19 protein-coding genes are annotated in these 20,755 nt (G+C 41.3%); 7 read left to right on the forward strand and 12 right to left on the reverse strand.

Annotated features, from left to right (window positions below):
- Nucleotides 1-9 precede the first annotated feature (9 nt).
- The 3 genes from AC1DQW_RS07235 to AC1DQW_RS07245 form a co-directional block, all read right to left on the reverse strand.
- Nucleotides 10-1,698 (reverse strand): sensor histidine kinase, encoded by a 1,689-nt coding sequence (locus AC1DQW_RS07235; RefSeq protein WP_477453477.1) that lies wholly within the window; start codon nt 1,696-1,698, stop codon nt 10-12.
- 184 nt (nt 1,699-1,882) lie between these two features.
- Nucleotides 1,883-2,975, reverse strand: a protein-coding gene (gene prfB, locus AC1DQW_RS07240) for a peptide chain release factor 2 (RefSeq protein ID WP_477453478.1) whose coding sequence is annotated in 2 segments (ribosomal slippage) — nt 1,883-2,914 and nt 2,916-2,975 — 1,092 coding nt in all. Because the reading frame shifts where the segments join, the coding sequence is not laid out codon by codon here.
- A 99-nt stretch (nt 2,976-3,074) separates the two neighbouring features.
- A complete protein-coding gene (locus AC1DQW_RS07245; RefSeq protein ID WP_477453479.1) occupies nt 3,075-3,512 on the reverse strand; it encodes a hypothetical protein in 438 nt (145 codons plus the stop codon).
- 253 nt (nt 3,513-3,765) lie between these two features.
- On the opposite strand from AC1DQW_RS07245, the gene pgi reads away from it, so the two are divergent.
- Nucleotides 3,766-5,412: a glucose-6-phosphate isomerase gene (pgi, locus tag AC1DQW_RS07250; RefSeq protein WP_477453480.1), complete on the forward strand. Its 1,647-nt coding sequence runs from the start codon at nt 3,766-3,768 to the stop codon at nt 5,410-5,412.
- A 124-nt stretch (nt 5,413-5,536) separates the two neighbouring features.
- On the opposite strand, the gene AC1DQW_RS07255 is transcribed toward pgi, so the two are convergent.
- Nucleotides 5,537-5,932: a DUF805 domain-containing protein gene (locus AC1DQW_RS07255; RefSeq protein ID WP_477453481.1), complete on the reverse strand. Its 396-nt coding sequence runs from the start codon at nt 5,930-5,932 to the stop codon at nt 5,537-5,539.
- A gap of 367 nt (nt 5,933-6,299) precedes the next feature.
- Here AC1DQW_RS07255 and tnpA point away from each other — a divergent pair, with 367 nt between their 5' ends.
- Nucleotides 6,300-6,872, forward strand: a complete 573-nt coding sequence (gene tnpA, locus AC1DQW_RS07260; RefSeq protein WP_477453482.1) for an IS200/IS605 family transposase — start codon at nt 6,300-6,302, stop codon at nt 6,870-6,872.
- 274 nt (nt 6,873-7,146) lie between these two features.
- Here tnpA and AC1DQW_RS07265 read toward each other — a convergent pair whose 3' ends face one another.
- From AC1DQW_RS07265 to AC1DQW_RS07280, 4 genes are read right to left on the reverse strand one after another with little or no spacing between them, the layout of a single operon-like run.
- Nucleotides 7,147-8,232 carry a glutaminyl-peptide cyclotransferase gene (locus tag AC1DQW_RS07265; RefSeq protein WP_477453483.1) on the reverse strand — a complete coding sequence of 362 codons (1,086 nt, stop codon included), beginning with the start codon at nt 8,230-8,232 and terminating at the stop codon, nt 7,147-7,149.
- A 4-nt stretch (nt 8,233-8,236) separates the two neighbouring features.
- On the reverse strand, nt 8,237-8,605 hold the full coding sequence (locus AC1DQW_RS07270) for a YraN family protein (protein ID WP_477453484.1): 369 nt from the start codon (nt 8,603-8,605) through the stop codon (nt 8,237-8,239).
- Nucleotides 8,606-10,540 (reverse strand): DNA primase, encoded by a 1,935-nt coding sequence (gene dnaG / locus AC1DQW_RS07275; protein WP_477453485.1) that lies wholly within the window; start codon nt 10,538-10,540, stop codon nt 8,606-8,608.
- 50 nt (nt 10,541-10,590) lie between these two features.
- Nucleotides 10,591-11,460: a DMT family transporter gene (locus tag AC1DQW_RS07280; RefSeq protein ID WP_477453486.1), complete on the reverse strand. Its 870-nt coding sequence runs from the start codon at nt 11,458-11,460 to the stop codon at nt 10,591-10,593.
- 137 nt (nt 11,461-11,597) lie between these two features.
- Between AC1DQW_RS07280 and AC1DQW_RS07285 the strand changes: the two genes are divergently transcribed.
- From AC1DQW_RS07285 to AC1DQW_RS07305, 5 genes are all read left to right on the forward strand, one after another.
- Nucleotides 11,598-12,077: a DUF6252 domain-containing protein gene (locus AC1DQW_RS07285; RefSeq protein WP_477453487.1), complete on the forward strand. Its 480-nt coding sequence runs from the start codon at nt 11,598-11,600 to the stop codon at nt 12,075-12,077.
- A 122-nt stretch (nt 12,078-12,199) separates the two neighbouring features.
- Nucleotides 12,200-12,691, forward strand: a complete 492-nt coding sequence (locus AC1DQW_RS07290) for a hypothetical protein (protein WP_477453488.1) — start codon at nt 12,200-12,202, stop codon at nt 12,689-12,691.
- Nucleotides 12,692-12,724: 33 nt separating this feature from the next.
- Nucleotides 12,725-14,173: an asparagine--tRNA ligase gene (asnS, locus tag AC1DQW_RS07295; RefSeq protein WP_477453489.1), complete on the forward strand. Its 1,449-nt coding sequence runs from the start codon at nt 12,725-12,727 to the stop codon at nt 14,171-14,173.
- Nucleotides 14,174-14,450: 277 nt separating this feature from the next.
- Nucleotides 14,451-14,909: an SRPBCC family protein gene (locus AC1DQW_RS07300; RefSeq protein ID WP_477453490.1), complete on the forward strand. Its 459-nt coding sequence runs from the start codon at nt 14,451-14,453 to the stop codon at nt 14,907-14,909.
- Nucleotides 14,910-15,012: 103 nt separating this feature from the next.
- The gene (locus AC1DQW_RS07305; RefSeq protein ID WP_477453491.1) at nt 15,013-15,552 is read left to right on the forward strand and encodes an RBBP9/YdeN family alpha/beta hydrolase; all 540 of its coding nucleotides are present in this window, start codon (nt 15,013-15,015) and stop codon (nt 15,550-15,552) included.
- 60 nt (nt 15,553-15,612) lie between these two features.
- Here the strand turns inward: AC1DQW_RS07305 and lepB (AC1DQW_RS07310) are convergent, their stop codons facing one another.
- From lepB (AC1DQW_RS07310) to dapB, 4 genes are all read right to left on the reverse strand, one after another.
- Nucleotides 15,613-17,085, reverse strand: coding sequence for a signal peptidase I (gene lepB / locus AC1DQW_RS07310; RefSeq protein ID WP_477453570.1), 1,473 nt, complete (start codon nt 17,083-17,085; stop codon nt 15,613-15,615).
- 18 nt (nt 17,086-17,103) lie between these two features.
- Complete coding sequence (gene lepB / locus AC1DQW_RS07315) at nt 17,104-18,243, reverse strand: signal peptidase I (RefSeq protein ID WP_477453492.1); 1,140 nt, start codon at nt 18,241-18,243, stop codon at nt 17,104-17,106.
- A 290-nt stretch (nt 18,244-18,533) separates the two neighbouring features.
- On the reverse strand, nt 18,534-19,985 hold the full coding sequence (gene lepB, locus AC1DQW_RS07320) for a signal peptidase I (RefSeq protein ID WP_477453493.1): 1,452 nt from the start codon (nt 19,983-19,985) through the stop codon (nt 18,534-18,536).
- Between the two features lie 17 nt (nt 19,986-20,002).
- Nucleotides 20,003-20,752 carry a 4-hydroxy-tetrahydrodipicolinate reductase gene (gene dapB / locus AC1DQW_RS07325; protein WP_477453494.1) on the reverse strand — a complete coding sequence of 250 codons (750 nt, stop codon included), beginning with the start codon at nt 20,750-20,752 and terminating at the stop codon, nt 20,003-20,005.
- Between the last annotated feature and the right edge of the window lie 3 nt (nt 20,753-20,755).

Consider the following 20,755-nt stretch of genomic DNA (forward strand, 5'->3'; position numbering starts at 1 on the left):
GGCGTAAAATTATATCCAGTTTGATAAACGGATACTAACTACAGTACCCGGCCCTTGTGTATCTATATTTAAACTCACAGGCTGATCTTTATATAACTGATTTAATAAAGCTACGCGTTCTTCGCTTAATTTTACGCCATAACCGTTTATTTCGCCGGGGCTATCCTGGTTAATCCATTTGCCATTATCTTCTATAGCGAAGATGATATCTTTCGCTTCGCGGATAATTGAGATCTTAATTATGCCTGCTTCTTTTAACACGGCAACACCATGCTTAACCGCGTTTTCAACAAATGGTTGCAACAACATAGCAGGAATATCAGTGTTTGCCTTGTTCAATGCTTCATCAACCTTTATCTCATATTTAAAACCGAAACGTAGTTGTTCCATTTGCAGGTAATCATCTAAAATAGTTATTTCCTGCTCCAGGCTTAATAGTTCATCGTTACCGGTATCCAACACCTGCCGGGTTAAGCCTGCAAATTTGGAGAGGTAATGATTTGCGCCTGCTATATCATTTTTATTCACCAGGTTTTGAATGGATGTTAAAGCATTAAACATAAAATGTGGGTTAAGCTGCGCACGGATGGATTGCAATTTTAACCCTGCTGTTTGCTTTTCCTGTGCTGCCCGTAACAGCTTTACCTGGTTGCGCCTATAATACCCCCCAAACAGCAAAACAACACCCGTGAGTGTTGCTATGATGTAAGGTAAGGTTTGTTTTATAGAGACCTTTTTATCTGATACCGGGGGCGGCTCAACGTTAAATGGGATCCGCAACATTTGCTCTTCGGGCCACTTGCCAAGGTCATTTGCACGCTGGATAATTATTTCATATTTGCCGGGCCTGTTGTAAAACTTACTATCTATATCATAATAGTTTTCCCGGTTATAATACCCCATTTCGGTAGTGTCTTTTTTGCCACGCTCATTTTTAACCAGGTACACCACATAGGGTATAGTTTCATGATGTTTATAGTATAAGCGCATACTGACCACACTGTCAGCAGGAAAGCTAAAATCTACCGGCATTCCAGTGTGCTCATTAAACTTTTTAGCATACCCATGATTAAGCTTTAAATTATCCAGATCAAAATAGTCTTTTAACCGGTTAATTTCTATACGTGTTACAAAGGGTTTAAAGTTAGGTTTCCAGTCACACACCACCCCTTGCCGTATATCGTAATTTTTGGTGTTAACCACTTCTATCAATAGTTGCTTACCCGGAGCTTTAAACTTACCCAAAAAACCATAAGGTTCAATTGCCCCATATTTTTGTTGGAGCATTGGAATTTTTGACCATGGAACTAATTCAACACTATCATTTTCAACTACATGATAGCGATAATCATCAACATTAGCTTTTGTAATGCCGTACGCTATTAAAATTGCCGTTGAAGTATCTGAAATGATATAACTTGCATACTCTTTAGAGACCGATTTTATATTTGATGAAAAAAAATCGACAAGATTGGGGTTAAGCTTTACGCCCAGCCAAATGGGGTGTTTGTCGTTTATCATTCTAAAGGACTTTACCGTGGCCAAATCGGTATCTTTAACGCCATAATACGCCCCTCTGTACTCGAAGGTAAAATGATTACCAAAGGATAGGTCCTGCTTTGCTTGTGCAGATGAACGTAACGGGGAGATGAAACTAAGGATTAGCCCGGTTAACAATACCAAAATACTGTTTTTCATGATTGTGTTTAAGTTTACAATTATTATTTACATCACAAAAATGTATTTATCGCCCGGGCTTATCAACGCACAATGAGTATGTGGTATTTGCGGGTTAGAATTTGGTTAGCTATTCCGTTAAACAACAATAGCGATGGATTACTGAGCCATCGCTATTGTGTTAAAATATGAATAAGAGTTATCCCTAACTCTTCGGTCCGCCAAATTCCATCAGGTAGGCTTTTAAAAACTCGTTAAGCTCACCATCTAATACGGCTGCCGCGTTTGATGTTTCGTAATCGGTACGCAGGTCTTTCACCAACTTATAAGGATGCAACACATAGTTCCGGATCTGCGATCCCCACTCTATTTTCTTTTTGTTGCCTTCAATGGTATTGGTTATCTCCATGCGCTTGCGCATTTCTGCTTCGTACAATTGCGATTTCAGTAAACGGATAGCATTATCCTTATTCTGTAATTGTGAGCGCGACTCCTGGTTTTTGATAATGATACCCGAGGGTTTGTGGTATAAACGCACTGCGGTTTCCACCTTGTTCACATTTTGCCCGCCTGCACCTCCCGAACGGAATGTTTCAAACTCGATATCTGCCGGGTTAATATCTATCTCGATGGTATCATCAACCAGCGGGTAAACGTATACCGATGCAAACGAGGTATGGCGCTTGGCATTTGCATCAAATGGCGAAACACGCACCAAACGGTGCACTCCATTTTCACCTTTTAAATAGCCATAGGCAAAATCGCCTTCCAGCTGCAGCGTTACAGTTTTTACACCAGCCACATCACCAGGCTGATAATCCTGCTCGGTAACTTTATAGCCATTCTTTTCGCCCCACATAATGTACATACGCATAAGCATACCTGCCCAGTCGCAACTTTCGGTACCACCGGCGCCAGCTGTAATTTGTAGTACCGCGTGAAATTGATCTTCTTCGGCCGAGAGCATGTTTTTAAATTCAAGCTCCTCAACCGCTTTTATGGCCATGTTATATTGCTCCAGCATCTCGGCTTCTGTAGCATCGCCGGCCTGGTAAAATTCAAATAGTACGCCGGTATCTTCAATTACCGCCAATACTTTTTGAAATTCATCTGTCCATACCTTTTTAACTTTGATGGAGGCCAGCACTTTTTCGGCCTCTTTTGGATGATCCCAAAAATGCGGGCCAACGGTTATTTCCTGTTCCTGATGCAGTAGCTCAAGTTTCTTGTCGATGTCAAAGATGCCTCCTCAGGGAAGCTGCTCTATCCCTTAAATCCAGAATCTGTTCTTTAGTCATGTGGCAAATATATACAATTTGATATTTGGCATAAATAAAAAAGACCTGCAAATTGTTTTATCAATCTGCAGGCCCGTTTCATAGGTAAATGATATTATCTTAAGCCACCATCAAATCATTAACCAGCAAACTTAAGTTGGCACGGTTACCATTTAGCTTGGTGAGCATATTGGTTAAACCAAACTCCTTAATCTGCTCGCTTTTTGACGCTTTTATAAGATCACTCATCACATGCGGGATAAGTGACTTGGCGATGATCATGGCCTGTGCGGGATCGATATGGTAAAATGTGTTAAGCCTGTTGGCAAACCTGCTTACCATGCTTGATACTAATGAATGATTGTAAATGCCTGAAGACTGGAAATACTTAACTACGTCTTTCAACTTACCGTTTTCCATCTGCCCTTTTAATACCTCAATGATTGAACTCGAAGCCTCGATCATTACACTCTCGTGAAGCTTTACAGGGATTACGGGATTGTTAATAACTGCCGTCCCGGCGTTATTTTTTACAAGCAAAAAAAGTTTTTCAAACATGGTCGTAAATATTTTATATCGAAATTTACAAAATGATGATAAATCAGCCGTTTGATTACCAACAATACAAATATATCAAATTATTATTTGAAACTTCAAAGCATTTTGTAAATATTTTTTAAATTATCGTAATTTTTAAGTGTCAAGTAAACACTATCTAAATGGTGTTCAAATAACACAAAGACAGCTTAGTTTAACATTTGTTATCCACCTAACAATTAACTTATTACTTTTGTTAAAAAACACATCAACTATGTTGCCAAATACCAATTTTACAACCACACAGAGCTACAAATATTTAGCTGACCATTACATTGATATTGTATCAAAAGGCCTGAAAGAACTATTCGATACTGATGATCAGCGATTTAACAAATTCTCAATCCAGTTTGAGGATATCCTGCTCGACTATTCTAAAAACCGTATTGACGATGAAACTATAGCTTTATTGATCCAATTAGCTAAAGAATGTTCAGTAAATAAGGCAATTGAAGCCATGTTTGCAGGCGAAAAAATAAACGTTACCGAAGGACGCGAGGTGCTGCACATTGCCTTACGTAACCGCAGCAACAAACCTATTTACGTTGATGGCAAAGATGTGATGCCCGATGTAAACAATGTACTTGATCATATGAAGGATTTCAGCAATGCCATCATATCAGGCTCCTGGAAAGGCTATACCGGCAAACCTATCACTGATGTGGTTAATATCGGCATCGGCGGGTCTGATTTGGGCCCCGTTATGGTAACCGAAGCATTGAAGGCTTATAAAAACCACCTTAACCTTCACTTTGTATCCAACGTGGATGGTACACATATAGCCGAAACACTGAAAGCGGTTGATCCGGAAACAACATTGTTCCTTATTGCTTCAAAAACATTTACCACCCAGGAAACCATGGGTAATGCCCACAGCGCCCGCGACTGGTTTTTAGCTGCCGGTGCTACCGAAGCCGATGTGGCCAAACACTTCGCGGCCTTATCAACCAATACAGCCGCGGTTGAAAAATTTGGCATCGATACTAAAAACATGTTCGAGTTTTGGGATTGGGTTGGCGGCAGGTACTCTTTATGGAGCGCTATCGGCTTATCAATCGCCCTCAGCATCGGCTTTGATAATTTTGCCGAACTACTGGAAGGCGCCCATGCTGCCGATGAACATTTCCGCACTGCAGAGTTTGAGCAAAACATCCCGGTTACCCTTGCCCTTTTAGGTATATGGTACAATAACTTCTTTGAAGCCGAAACAAACGCTATTTTGCCTTATGACCAATATATGCACCGCTTTGCCGCCTATTTTCAACAAGGCGACATGGAAAGCAATGGCAAACATGTGGACCGTAACGGTAAACATGTGGAATATTCAACCGGCCCGATCATTTGGGGAGAACCTGGCACCAACGGTCAGCATGCATTTTACCAGTTGATTCACCAGGGTACAAAATTGATCCCCTGCGATTTTATAGCTCCCGCCCAATCACACAATCCACTTGGCGAGCATCACAATATGCTGCTGTCGAACTTTTTCGCCCAAACGGAAGCCTTGATGAATGGTAAAACCGAAGAAGTGGTTATTGAGGAATTAAAAGCCGCTGGAAAATCTGATGAAGAAATTGCAGCTATAGCGCCATTCAAAGTATTTGAAGGTAACCGCCCTACAAACTCCTTCCTGCTTAAAAAGATTACCCCACGCAGCCTGGGTTCGTTGATAGCTATGTATGAGCACAAGATTTTTGTACAGGGCATTATCTGGAACATTTACAGCTTTGACCAATGGGGTGTTGAACTGGGCAAACAACTGGCCGGTAAAATCCTTCCTGAATTAAAAGACGATGCGGAGATTAGCAGCCATGATTCATCAACTAATGGGTTAATCAATTTGTATAAGGCATGGCGGTAAGCCCCCCGCCCCCCCAAAGGGGAGCTTTTGATAGCCACATTATTATAAGCAGAAAAGCCGCAAATTTGCGGCTTTTCTGCTTATAATTTTTGAGCAAGTGCTCTCCCCGCTTTAAAACCAGGGGCTAATCCTTACGCTCGTCACTATTTGAATAATTACCATTTATCGATGGTTTATCCGGAAAAGGGCTTTCATATTGCTCCGGGCCAAAAGATTCCCGTTCCTTGGGGCTGTAACCATATTCATTCTCGCCGGAATTGCCATCCTCAAACAGCAGCCAGAAAAAATAAAAAGGGATTATCTGCCACCATCCGCTTTTTCCAAGATCATGGCATCTTTTCGCTCCCTGCAACCAGGAAAACCATAGGAGAGGAATAAACACTAATAAAATTGCTTTAGGCCCATCGCCCGCTTCAGCTGATATCCTGATAGTTAAATAAGATATAACATAGATAATAAAACTGATGCCATACTCAGTTCTTCTGATACGGCCGTTAAATGAAAAAAGATTTTTAAACATACATTAATTGATAAGGTTTCCCTAATGTATGTAAACGATTGATATATTGGAATTTATTTCTTCACAAACTTTAGCCGAACTATCGTAATGAATCTTGATTTGCATAGCTCTTTTATATCAGGTCAAAATTCATTGTCGCCTCCATTTATGAGGCCGATCAGCAGCCATGATTCATCAACTAATGGGTTGATCAATTTGTATAAGGCATGGCTTTGATTTTGGCTAAAGCCGGAGTTGCTTGCCGACTATCCGTTGGCTAAAGCCAACGGCAATGAATTTTGATTTGCAAGTTGTTTGCTTGTCCTATTAATCGGAAAAGGTTTAAGTCAACCTTAATACTTGACATCCATTGCCTGGAACTACGGCAATGAACTGGCAATTCAATTTCATTGCCGTCCCATTTATGGGATGGATTATAAAATGGCGTAATGTTGGCTTTAGCCAAATTAAACTATGCTTTAGAAATAGCCTTATTTTAGATAAATTTACCCAAACCATCACAAATATGTCTTTTGTAAAAATCTGGATCCATTTGGTATTCTCCACTAAGAACCGCAATCCCTGGCTCAAAAAAGAGTTCAGATACGATGTATACAAACACATTGCCGAAAATTGCAAAGAGAAAGAAATATTTCTACAAGCGATTAATGGATATACCGATCATGGCCATTGCCTTATCTCTTTGGGAAAAGATCAAAATATCGCCAAAATAACTCAGCTTGTAAAAGGAGAATCATCATTCTGGATTAATAAGAATAATTTGGTTGATGAACAATTTAGCTGGCAAGATGACTACTTCGCCGTTTCGGTAAGTGAATCTCAGGTAGATACCGTTATTAAGTATATAAAAAATCAAGAGACCCATCATTCAAAAAAATCATTTGAAGATGAGATAAATGAGTTTATGACTAAATATGGATGGCAGGTTATAAAAGGATAACTATTGTTGGCTAAAGCCAACGGCAATGAATGTTGATTTGCATAGCTCTTTTATATCAGATCAAAATTCATTGTCGCCCCAATTTATGAGACCGAGTATTAAACATGATTCATCAACTAATGGGTTGATCAATTTGTATAAGGCATGGCGGTAAGCCCCCCGGCCCCCTGAAGGGGGAGTTTTTGATTAGCATATTTATAATAAAAAGGCCAGTTTTTCTGCGAAACCGGCCTTTTTTGTATTGTACATTCCATCAGGACTATCAGTTCCCCCTTCAGGGGGTTAGGGGGCTAAACTTTACCTGGTATATTTTAGGCCACCTTTTACCGGTTACAAAAATGCGTTTGGTAGCGGCATCGTAGGCAATACCGTTAAGTACGTTATTGCTCCAATCGCGGCCGGCCGGGCGCTCCGATTCAGGGTACAGGTTTGTCATATCTATTTTTTGCTCTACAGCGCCTGTTTTGGGGTTAATAACCAGGATATCATCCGTTTGGTAAACATTGGCATATAGCTTACCATCTATGTATTCCAATTCGTTAACAGAATCAATCTGACCCTTGTCATCACATACATCAATAAATCCAATTTGCTGATACGTATCCTTATTTAAAAACCAAATACGGTTGGTGCTATCATCCATGTAAAGTTTTTTACCATCAAAGCACATACCCCAACCTTCGGCACCAACGTTATTGGTAAAGGTATTAAGCAGTTTAAGAGTATTTTTATCGTAAACCAAACCAACCTTGTTTTTCCAGGTAAGCTGGATAATTTTATCGCCAACAACAGACAGGCCCTCTCCAAAATAAGTAGTGTCCTTCAACTTTACCTTTTTCAAAGTTTTTCCGGTTTGTAAATCGACTTTAAGCAAGGCAGATCGTTGGTAATCACCTGTGCTTTCGTACATCACGCCATCAATATATTGTAATCCTTCGGTGTATAAGCTGGTATCATGCGGAAAAGTTTTTTCCACTTTATAAGTATAGCTTTCGGGCGCTTTGGAGGCTAATAACAGTATATTGGTGCTTACATCCTGGCTTTTGCCACCATTGTAAACCCTGGCAGTAATTATCTTAATACCTAAAGGAATGGTATCCGTTTTTAGGTTGATACCAGATGAATCTTTAGCTGCCCCTAAACGGGTAGCTTCCATCATATACACTACCGAATCGGGTTTGGTACCTGCAGGTAAACCAACTTTTACCTGCACTTCGTCGCCTGCTTTGTAGGTGGTACCTGCTTCGGGGCTTATGGTATAATCAGCACCATTATCTGCCGATTTTTCGCGACAGCTGTTACAGCCAAATGCCAGCAAAAAGCCTGTAGCAAAAATTACCTTTAATTTATTAATCTTCATAAGTTTAAGTTCCTGTCGGCCAAAACGCGTCTTCGATATGATTTAGTATATAATTCTTATCCTTGTCGAACAAAATGGCGATAATATCAAACCGCACATCGCCCTGGTGGTTCATCAGGTAAATATATTCATCTGCAGCATCGGCCAGTAGCTTTTGTTTACGGGCATCTACAAAATCTTCGGGCAGGCCAAAACCTATTCCTGTACGGGTTTTAACCTCGGCAAATATAATAACCTTGTCTTTATATGCAATCAGGTCTATCTCGGCTTTACCATAGGTCCAGTTCTCGTCCAATATTTCGTAGCCGGAATTTTCCAGGTGTGTTTTGGCTAAAGTTTCGCCCTCGCGACCTAATTCAAGGTGTTGAGCCATTTATTTGATGATTACTGAACCTAAAAAGTCGGAGATACTTTTTTCAACTTTTTTCATCCGGATATATTGGTTGAGCAAAATTTCCTGGTCTGCCTCAGTTTCGGCGGTTTTAAGTTCGGCACGCAGGCCGTCAAGTATTTTCTCTACCTTATGTTTTTTAAGATGAAAAATAGCGCCCAAAATGGTAGCCTTCATATTGGCCTGCTCATCGTTAATCATTATCCTGTGCATTTCGTACCAGTTCTCGCTCAGGGTGTATTTAGTAGTAAGCAGATCTATAGTAAGATCTACAATTCCTTTATCATGGTGATGGATAAAATAATTATCCTCGGGCAGTACGCCATTTTCTACTTCCTGGCGGTATAGCTCCACAAACAGTTTACAGGCTGTGTGCTCAAAAGTAACATCCCCAAGTTCGGCAATCATAAACGGACCGATATAAGTATTAGCAATGCCATCCCAATCTATCATTTTACTACCATACAACAGCAATAACCGAATAATCTCCTTTTCCTGAAAATACTCCTGTTTAGTTTCCTTTATCTCGGGTTCATCAAAAAAGTTGGGCTCATCGGGTGGCGGCGATGAATACCTAGTGTTGTTTTGCTGTTGCTGCCCATCCTTTTTCGCCTTGACCTGGCGCATTTTATTTAGTTCGGATAGCAGTGCCCGCTCATCTATCTGCAATATATAACTGCATTCTTTAATAAAAACTGATGCTTTGATAGAATCCGGGATCTTAGCAATGCTCTCCACTATTTCGCGGATGATCTCGGCTTTCTTTATTGGGTCGTTACCCGCTTCTTTTAAAAGGATATTAGCTTTGTAAAGAATAAAATCCTTTTTATTCTCTTCAATGTGCTTTTTGAAAGCATTTGTACCCACACTACGCACGTAGGAGTCTGGGTCATGTCCTTCGGGAAAAGAAACCACCTTTACGTTAAGGCCTTCTTCCAGGATCATATCCAGCCCGCGTAAAGAGGCTTTGATCCCCGCCGCATCGCCATCATACAAAATGGTGATATTTTTGGTAAACCTGCTGATCAGCTTGATCTGTTCTACGGTTAACGAAGTACCAGACGAGGCCACCACGTTTTCAATACCGGCCTGCACTACCGAAAGCACATCGGCATAACCCTCTACCAAATAACAGTTATCCTCCTCGCGAATGGCTTTCTTGGCAAAGTACAGCCCATAAAGCACATTTGATTTATGGTAGATCTCCGACTCGGGCGAGTTCACATACTTGGGTACGTTCTTATCCTTTTTAAGCGTACGGCCGCCAAAGGCAATCACCCGGCCGGTAAAGCTATGGATAGGAAACATTACCCGGCCACGGTAACGGTCATATAGCGTACCATTATCACGCTTTACCGAAAGGCCGCTTTCTTCTAAAAACTGTGCCTGGTAACCTTCTTTTATGGCAGTACCGGTAAAAGCTTCCCATTGATCGGGAGAGTAACCAAGTTCAAATTTTTTTATGATATCGTTGCTAAAACCGCGCTCTTTAAAATAACTCAGGCCAATGCTTTTGCCTTCGTCTGTATCCAGCAGGCTTTCATGGAAGAATTTAGCTGCATAAGCCGTTACTATCATCAGGCTTTCGCGGCGTTGCTCTTCCTCGCGGTTCTCTGGCGCTTCAACAGTTTCTTCAACCTCGATGCTATATTTTTTTGCCAGCCACTTAAGGGCTTCAGGATAACTGAACTTTTCAAGTTCCATCAAAAATGTAACCGCAGAGCCGCCTTTGCCAGACGAGAAATCTTTAAAGATCCCTTTAGCCGGCGAAACAGTGAATGATGGTGTACGCTCGTTTACAAAAGGTGATAACCCCACATAATTGGCTCCGCGCTTTTTTAACTGCACAAACTCCCCTATCACCTCCACAATGTCGGTGGCTTCCATAATACGGTCGATGGTGGATTTTATGATCATATGCTAAAATGCAAATGTAGGGCAAATCATCAATTGATATTTAACAAACGTTAAGATACAATTTTATTTAGTTGATTACGTGGCTTTAAAAATGTTACGGCAATCCCGGCAAGCACAATTGCACTGCCAATGATCTCGTTAAGCTCCAGTTTTTCGTTCAACAAAAACGAGGCGAGTATCGCGGCGAAAACGGTTTGGCTGAGTAATGCAATGGAAACTTTGGTAGATTCCAGGTATCTTAACGAATAATTGATGGTGAGCCACCCCACAAGCTGGCATATCACCCCCATGCCTACAAAGCACAGCCAAACTTTAATTGAAAAATCAACAATGCTATTGCCCATAAAGCTATTGATGAGCCATAAAAAAACACTGGCGCTCAGCATACTATAAAACATAAAAGTAAACACATCTATACCCGCCATGATATTTTTAGAGATCATAATATACGCTGCATAAAACAAACTGGCCAATATGGCCAGCAAAATACCGGCGTTAAGTTCCAGGTGCAAAATATGCTCATAGCCAACCAGTACCACCATCCCGGCGATAGCAATCACCGTACCTATCCAGAATAATTTTCCCGAACTTTTTTTTAAAAGCAGGAAAGTAAACAGCCCCACCCAAACCGGGGCAAGGTTGGCTATAAGGGTTGAAACCGTTGCACTGATCTTTAATAAAGAGAAATTCCAAACCGCCACATCTGCCGCGAATACTATACCGGCTGCAACTGCAATTAGCAACTGCCGTTTTTCAATCTGTAGTTTCTTTTTAATAATACAAAAAGGCAGCAGGCAAAGCCAGGCTACAAATACCCTGTAAAATGCCGCCCCAATAGGCGATACCCCGGCGAGCTTTACAAATATCGGCGAAAACGAAATGCACAAAATACCAATAACAAGGCTCAATTTGGGATTCATGAAAGCATTTAAATGAGGGGCAAACTTAAGCAAATAGGTTTTTAATATTTAGCTTGTTATACCTGTTACCTGCTTTTATTTTGATAAACTGTATCAAAGGCCATTGATGCTTCGTAAGGATGATAAAACCTTCTGACATGAAAAAACATATACTTATCACTGCCATTATTACCCTGTTTTTTACCACCTGCGGCAAAAAAGACTGCTGTGTTATACCAGGTCAACAGTTTATTACAGCTACAAAGAACAGCAGCCAATGGAGCGCTGACCCAGCAAGCAGTAATATGGTTCACGACACAGTTGCCATATTTGGCACCAATTTTAATACTACCATCGAAGAAACCCTGACCTTGCAGTTTAAGGTTTCGGCACCGGGAAAATATGCTTTAAAAGGCAAGCAGGCTCTGTATTATAATACAATAGGCCGGGATGTAATTACCAGCGAATATGAACTTGATGATACCTTTGCAAATACCGTTGAGGTTAAAAGTTTTGACAAAGACAAAGGTATTATTGCCGGCACATTTAACTTAAAGTTTAAGCACACCTACCCCGCAGATAAACCAGCCAACCTTCAATTTTTAAATGGCAAATTCAATGTAGCCTTGCATAAATAGGGAGCTATAAGTGGTGTAAATAAGGAAATGACTTATAAATAAAGATGTAACACCTACTTTTATATACATTTATTATACATTTATAAAGCCGCTTATTAATAACCTGCTGCCGTTTAGCTAACATGAAAAAAAACCTGCTTTTTTTACTTTTAGCAACCCCATTACTTTTTGCATCATGTGCTAAAAAGAAATGCTGCGATTTTCCGGTAACTAAAGATTTTATTGTTGTGCAAAAAGCAGGTACGCAAGCCCTGTTTAATCCTTTAAGTCTTACCATAGTGCAGGACACCTTCATCGTATCTGGCAGGAACAATGTAGCAGGGCAGGAAGAAACATTTGGCTTTAGGATAAGGTTAGACGGGCTTGGTTATTATACACTGAAAAGCAATGAGGGTTATTATCATGTAACCAAAGACAATGAAAAGGTGGGCACTTATAAACTTAGCTCCACACATAGCAATACGGTAACTATTGTTTCGTATAACGGCAAAGACAAAATTCTACAGGGGCTTTTCGATTTTAAATATGTTAAAATTTATGACAACCCGGCAGGCAGCCAGCCGGATAGCATCAGCTTTTTAGACGGAAAATTCAAAGTATCATTACATAATTAATTGTATTTTTGCGGCTCTAAAAAATATACTTATATGAGTCAGCGCATAAAGATCAAAGCATTGCTGCAGAGCCAGCAAACCGATATTGATGTAACAGTTAAGGGATGGGTACGTGCCTTCCGGTCAAATCGTTTTATTGCTTTGAATGATGGCTCAACCAATAACAACATCCAGATCGTGGTTGATTTTGAAAACACCGATCCCGCCCTGTTAAAACGGATTACTGTTGGCGCCGCTATCAGCGTATCAGGAAAGCTTATCGCGTCATTAGGTAAAGGCCAAACGGTAGAAGTTATTGCTGCTGATATTGAGATCCTGGGTGATAGCGATCCTGAAAAATATCCTATCCAGCCAAAAAAACACAGCCTGGAATTTTTAAGGGAAAACGCCCACCTGCGTTTCCGCACAAGTACTTTTGGGTCGATCTTCCGCCTGCGTAACAGCCTGGCATTTGCGGTGCACCAGTTTTTCCAGGATCGTGGCTTTGTTTACCTGCATACGCCAATCATCACCGCATCTGATGCGGAGGGCGCGGGCGAAACTTTCCATGTTACCAACTTCGACCTGGCCAATCCCCCAAAAACGGATACCGGCGAGGTTGATTTTAAACAAGACTTTTTTGGCCGTCCTACTAACCTTACCGTATCCGGTCAGCTGGAAGGCGAGCTGGGTGCTATGGCTTTGAGCGATATTTACACCTTCGGACCAACCTTCCGTGCCGAAAACTCAAACACTACCCGTCACCTTGCCGAATTTTGGATGATAGAGCCCGAAATGGCTTTTTATAATTTGAATGATAACATGGACCTTGCCGAGGCCCTGCTGAAATACGTGATTAAATACGCGTTGGATAAAAATGCCGATGACCTGGAATTTTTAACCCAGCGCCTGCAGGAAGAAGAAAAGCAAAAACCGCAGAATGAACGGTCGGAAATGACTTTGTTAGAGAAACTTCAGTTTTGTTTAGATAACGATTTTGAGCGCCTTACTTATACCGAGGCTATTGAGATTTTAAAAGAATCGACCCCTAATAAAAAGAAAAAATTCCAGTACCCTATTGAAGGCTGGGGTACCGATCTGCAATCGGAGCATGAGCGTTACCTGGTAGAAAAACACTTTAAAAAACCGGTGATCCTTACCGATTATCCCAAGGCTATCAAAGCGTTTTACATGCGCCAGAACGAGCCTGATGCCCAGGGCCGCGAAACCGTTCGCGCCATGGATATTCTTTTCCCGGGCATTGGTGAAATTGTAGGTGGTTCACAACGTGAAGAGCGCCTTGGTAAACTGGAGCAACGCATGGACGAAATGGACATCCCTAAAGATGAACTTTGGTGGTACCTGGATACCCGCCGCTTTGGTGCCTGCGAACATGCCGGCTTTGGTTTGGGCTTTGAGCGTTTGGTGCTGTTTGTTACCGGCATGGGCAACATCCGTGATGTGATCCCTTTCCCAAGATTCCCGAAGAACGCGGAATTTTAATTGATTTTTTGGATTTTGCAGGACAAATACGATTTTCCCTGCGAAACACCATAAAAACCATGTCATTGCGAGTGGTAAAATTTCGCGAAACGCTGAAGGGGGAATGACAAACCGGCGAAAGACTTACGAAGTTTTAAAAACTTCGTAAGTCTGGGATTCTACAACTTGTCATGGGTAGGAGGAACGACGTGGCAATCGCGAACTTAACAGGGCGGACTTGCAGATCATGTGATTGCCTTGTTCGTTAGGACATATTAATGTACAATCGCTTAAAGCCATGCCCATTATTGAAATCGACACCCATATCAATGCCCCTATTGCAAAGTGTTTCGACCTTGCGCGGAGCATTGATATGCATGTGGATTCGATGCAGCAAAGCGGAGAAACCGCCGTGGCAGGGCGCAGCAGCGGCCTTATTGAGCTGGGCGAAACCGTTACCTGGCGGGCAAAGCATTTTGGTGTATGGCAAACCCTAACCTCCAAAGTTACCGAAATGGAATACCCCAACTACTTTACCGATGAAATGGTTGCGGGCGCTTTTAAAGCCTTCCGGCATGAACATTACTTTTATCCTGTTAATAACCAAACAATGATGAAAGACATCTTTATGTTCGACGCGCCTTTCGGATTTTTAGGAATTATAGCTAACTTCCTGTTTTTGGAAAGATATATGCGTAGGCTACTGGAGCAACGAAACGAGGTTATAAAACAAGCTGCAGAGACTTCCGCTCCCTGAAAGCGGAGTTGGAATGCTTTGATTTTATTATTGTTCATAACTCCCAACCGTAATATCATTTTCCAATCGGTGTAATCATAAAAATAATCGGTGTAATCATAAAATGACATTTAAATCAACCATTCTTATCATCCCTGGCCTCGGCAATTCGGGCCCCGAACATTGGCAATCAATCTGGGAACAGCAATTTGGCTTTATCCGTGTAGAACAGCAGGACTGGGAAACACCCGTTTGTGCCGATTGGATTAATACCCTTAACGATTATGTAAACCAATACAACCCTGCAGATATTATCCTGGTTGGCCATAGCCTGGCCTGTGCCACTATTGCTTATTGGGCCAAGGAATTTAACGTTGCCATAAAAGGCGCTCTCCTGGTTGCTCCCAGCGATACGGAGGCAGATACCTATCCCGAAGGCACTACCGGATTTTCACCTGTGCCATTAATAAAGCTGCCGTTTAAAAGTATTACAGTGATGAGTACTAATGATTACTATGTACGCGCAGAACGCGCACAATTATTTGCCGATAGCTGGGGCAGCAAGCTCATCAACATTGGTGATGCAGCGCATATCAACGCGGCATCGGGTTTAGCGAATTGGGAAAAGGGGCTGGAGTTCTTAAAGGAGTTGGATCAGCAATAATAAAAAAAGCCCTGCTGTTTATATATGACGGCAGGGCTTTTTTGGTATCCAGGTGTTTTTTTATCTGATTATATTAAACAACCTGCTCCACCTGATCTTGCCCAGGAATGATGCCTGGTCATCGATACTCATCCAGATGAAGAGCGCCTTACCCACAATGTGATCTTCGGGCACAAAGCCCCAGAAGCGTGAATCTTCGGAGTTGTGGCGGTTATCACCCATCATAAAATAATAGTTGAGCTTAAAGGTATAACTATCGGCTTTTTTGCCGTTGATCAGGATATCTTTACCAACTACCTGCACCTTATTGCCCTCATAAATTTCTATAGCGCGGCCATAAACCGGGAATGTTAAACTATCCAACTTAACCGTCCAGCCTTTTTTAGGCACTATGATTGGACCAAAGTTATCCGGGTTCCAAACAAAATTGGGGAAGTTTGGCGTAATTTTATAAGTCTGGTATTTTGCCGGATAAACAGCATAATTAGGATCAGGCGCCCCGGCTGGTGCAATTTCGGGGATAATCGATTTAATATTTGAATATCCTTTTAAAGCATTTGCAGAAGTTGCTGTTGTATTGGTTGTAAACTCATTAATCTTATCGCTACCTATATCCTGTAGGTGCAAATCGGCAATAAGCTGGGGGTTAATTGGTGTTCCATCATATTTAACCCTATAAGTCATTTCGCCGTTTACAGGCGTAGTGGCGGGCTTATTGTTTATAAAAACCGCTGCGTTAACAATACTTAATGTATCGCCGGGTATTCCCTGGCAGCGTTTAATAAAATTTTCGCGTTTATCAACCGGTCTGTACAAAGGTGAATCGGCATCCATAGGGTAATTAAAAACCACAACATCGCCCTTTTTAATGTCGCTTAAGCCCGGTAAACGGTAATATGGCAGCTCAATCCCATCCCAATAGGCTTTGGTATTAATGAGCGGCATAGTATGGTGTGCAAAAGGAAATGCAAGCGGTGTCATGGGCAGTCGGGCGCCATAGTTTACCTTGCTCACAAACAGGTAATCGCCAATTAGCAATGAGCTTTCCATGGATGCGCTTGGAATAACGTAAGCCTCAATAAAAAGCGTACGGATCAAGGTGGCGGCTATCACCGCGAAAATAATAGCATCAGCCCATTCGCGTACAGGTGTTTTTTTCAGGGCTGTTTTATATTTCTCCCTGAATTCCGGGCTTGCCGACTTGCCCAGGTATTTTGTATCCTTATCAAACCCCCACTTTGGTAAAAATATAAATGACAATGCCACAGCGCCTATATGATCAAGTAACGCAAACTTGCCGTACGATTTTACAAAATCAACAATAATCCCTATAAGTACCAGGATATTGATACCCGGCAGCAACATCAACGCCAGCCACCACAATGGCCTGCCGCTTAGTTTTAACATTACATAAATATTGTAGATGGGCACTATGCCTTCCCAGCCTGGCCGGCCGGCTTTTTCAAATAATTTGTATAGGCCTATATAAGGCAGTACTATCAATAATAAAACTCCGATTATAATATTCACTATATGCTATTTTTTATTTAATTAATGTATCCCTCTAAATAACCTGTTCCAGCGTATTTTATTTACAAATGACGCAGTACTATCAATACTCATCCAGGTAAATAAAGCTTTGCCTACCACATGATCTTCAGGTAAAAAGCCCCAGTATCTCGAATCGGTTGAATTATGGCGGTTATCACCCATCATCCAGTAGTAATTCATTTTAAAGGTGTAAGTATCGGCTTTTTTTCCATTTATAAAAACATCGTTACCTACTACTTTTACAGTATTATGCTCATAAATGGCAATAGCTCTGCCGTAAATGGGGAATGTAAGGCTATCGAGTTTAACCGTCCATCCTTTTTTAGGAATAATAACCGGACCAAAATTATCTACATTCCAGCCATAACGGGGCATGGCACCTATTTTATAATCCGGGTGCGATAGCGGGTATACAGGATTCAGATCATCAACTACACCTTTTATAGCAATATCCGGGGTAACCGATTTAATGTTCGAAAACGCTTTTAACTTATTGGCCGATGCCACAGTAGTATTGGTTTTAAAATCGGTATTATTGATAAGCGCGATATCTGTTAAATGAAGTTCATTGATCAACTCGGGATTAATAGGATTACCATCGGACCGAACCACGTAGGTCATTTCGCCGGTTGGAGAAGTTAGTTCGGGCTTACCATTGATATACACCTGGGCATTGCCCAAACTTAATGTATCGCCTGGAGTACCCTGGCAGCGTTTAATAATATTTTCGCGCCTATCCACCGGGCGGTAATATGGCGAATCGGCCTCCATTGGCAGATTAAATACAACAACATCTCCTTTTTTAATATCACTAAACCCAGGCAGACGGTAGTATGGCAATTGTAAACCGCCCCAATATGATTTTATATCTGTATATGGGATATTATGGGCTGTAAACGGTATGCCAATGGGTGTTATAGGCATACGTGCGCCGTAATTAACCTTGCTCACAAACAAATAATCGCCAATAAGCAGCGAGCTTTCCATCGATCCGCTGGGGATCACGTAGGCCTCAATAAAAAGTGTACGGATAAGTGTTGCGGCTATAACGGCAAAAATAATAGCATCAGCCCATTCGCGAACAGGGCCCTTTTTCTTTTTTACCTTACTTGTATCTTTTTTGAAAATTTTCAAGGCCATTTCTTTGATGTACAAACTTCAAATGTGCGGATATGCAAATGTGCAGATTTCAGATGTGCAGATATGCAGATTACAAATTTGTTTATTTTTTAAGTGAATATATTTATTAATTAACCCTAAGACTATCATGTAAACAATATGTTACCCGGTTAGATGTGCAAATGTGCAGATTTCAGATGCTCTGTATAGTTCGCGATTGCTTCGTTCCTCGCAATGACATGGGGCTTCCATCATCTGCATATTTGCACATTTGAAATTTGCACATCTATCTTCTGCACATCTAAAATCTACTAATTAATCCAGCTCATCACCCGGTTCCATCTAATTTTATCAGCAAAAGGCGATGTTTCATCCCAGCTCATCCACACAAACAAGGCCTTGCCTACAATATGATCTTCGGGCACAAAACCCCAAAAACGTGAATCTAATGAATTATGACGGTTATCGCCCATCATCCAATAGTAATCCATTTTAAACGTATAAGTATTTGTTTTTTTGCCGTTAATGCTGATAGTGTTCCCATTAACCTGCAGTTTGTTGTTTTCATATACCTCGATGGCCCGGCGATAAATGGGCAATGTAAGGGTATCCAGTTTCATTGTCCAGCCCTTTTTGGGTATAATGATGGGGCCAAGATTGTCTACATTCCACCGGCGATTGGGATCATGCGGAAATACCTCAGGATCATAAACACCCCTAAATTGTATATCTGGCCTTACATACCTGATATGCTGCGCTTTCTTTAAAGCAAGTGCCGACTTATTTGTCATATTTACCATGTAATCAACATCGGTAAACGCCTGGATATCCGACAAATGAAGATCATGTTGCAATTTAGGACTTATGGAGTTTCTATCAGCATTAACCATATATTGCATTTCGCCATGCGGCGGCGTAATGGCAGGTTTACCATTTACATAAACCTGTGCACTAACCAGGCTTAATGTATCGCCGGGAGTTGCCTGGCAGCGTTTGATATAGTTTTCCTGTTTATCAACCGGCCTGTAATACGGCGAATCGACTTCCATTGGATAATTAAAAACCACAACATCACCCTTTTTAATATCACTTAAACCCGGCAGCCTAAAGTAGGGTAGTTTTAAACCATTCCAGTAGGATTTTGTACCTAAGTATGGCAGTTTATTATGTGCAAAAGGAAATGATACCGGCGTAATGGGCAGGCGGGGGCCGTAACTAAATTTACTTACAAACAGGTAATCGCCAATCATAAGCGAACTTTCCATTGATGCCGACGGAATAGTATAGGCCTCAATAAAAAATATACGAATGATGGTTGCCGCTAATACTGCAAAAAAAATAGCCTCCGTCCATTCCCGTACAGATGATCTATGCAGGATGGATTGATATTTTTCATGAAAATCATTACTTGCAGACTGGCCCAGGTAATGGGTATTTTTATCAAATCCCCACATAGGCAAAAAAACAAATGGCAAAATGATAGCCCCGGCTATATGGATCATTCTTGTTTTACCGAATGATTTAATGAAATCGATAGCTATACCAACCCCAATTATGATATATATACCCGGAATAAAACATAGCAAAAGCCACCATAGTGGCCTGCCACTTAGTTTCAGCATAACATATGTGCTGTAAATAGGTATGAGCGCTTCCCAGCCGGGCCGCCCTGCTTTTTGAAATAGTTTCCAAAGGCCGGCATGTACTAATATTAATAAAGGGGCCAATATTATATAAACCCCAATATAATCAGCTATCTCCATCTGCTATAAACCGGAAATTAGCATTTAAAATCAAACATGGCCTCAACCGAATAAAATCCTTTTTTATCATGGATCCATTCGGCGGCCAATACGGCACCAAGGGCAAAACCATTACGATTATGGGCAGTATGCTTAAATTCAATGGTATCAACTTCCGAATCGTAAATTACGGTATGCGTACCCGGCACACTGTCTATCCGCATAGATTCTATCAGCAATTGGTCGGGCAGAACACTTTCATCGTCCTTATTATCATCGGTAGTTAAAACATTCACCCAGTCTGTTTTTGATTCCAGGTTATCAATAATACCCTCGGCAATGGTTATGGCTGTTCCGCTTGGGGCATCCAGCTTTTGAGTGTGATGAATCTCCTCAACCTGCACATCGTAATAAGGGTAATTGTTCATCACCCGGGCCAGCATCCTGTTGATATGGAAAAATATATTAACCCCAACGCTAAAGTTGGTAGCATACATCAATGCGTTGTTACTGTCTTCGCATAGTCGCTTTATCTCGTCCAATTTATCGTACCAGCCTGTGGTACCCACCACAACCGGCACACCCGCATTAAAGCAGTGCTCAATATTGCCCAGCACCGATGCCGGCATGGTAAACTCAATTACAGCATCGGCCTTTTGCAGATTTTCGGCAGTAAGCTCATGCTGGTTTTCATGATCAATAGTTAAAACAATTTCATGTTTGCGGCTTAGGGCTATCTTTTCGATGATCTTGCCCATTTTTCCATAGCCCAGTAACGCTATCTTCATTTT

This window comes from Mucilaginibacter sp. P5_A4, assembly GCF_056400605.1.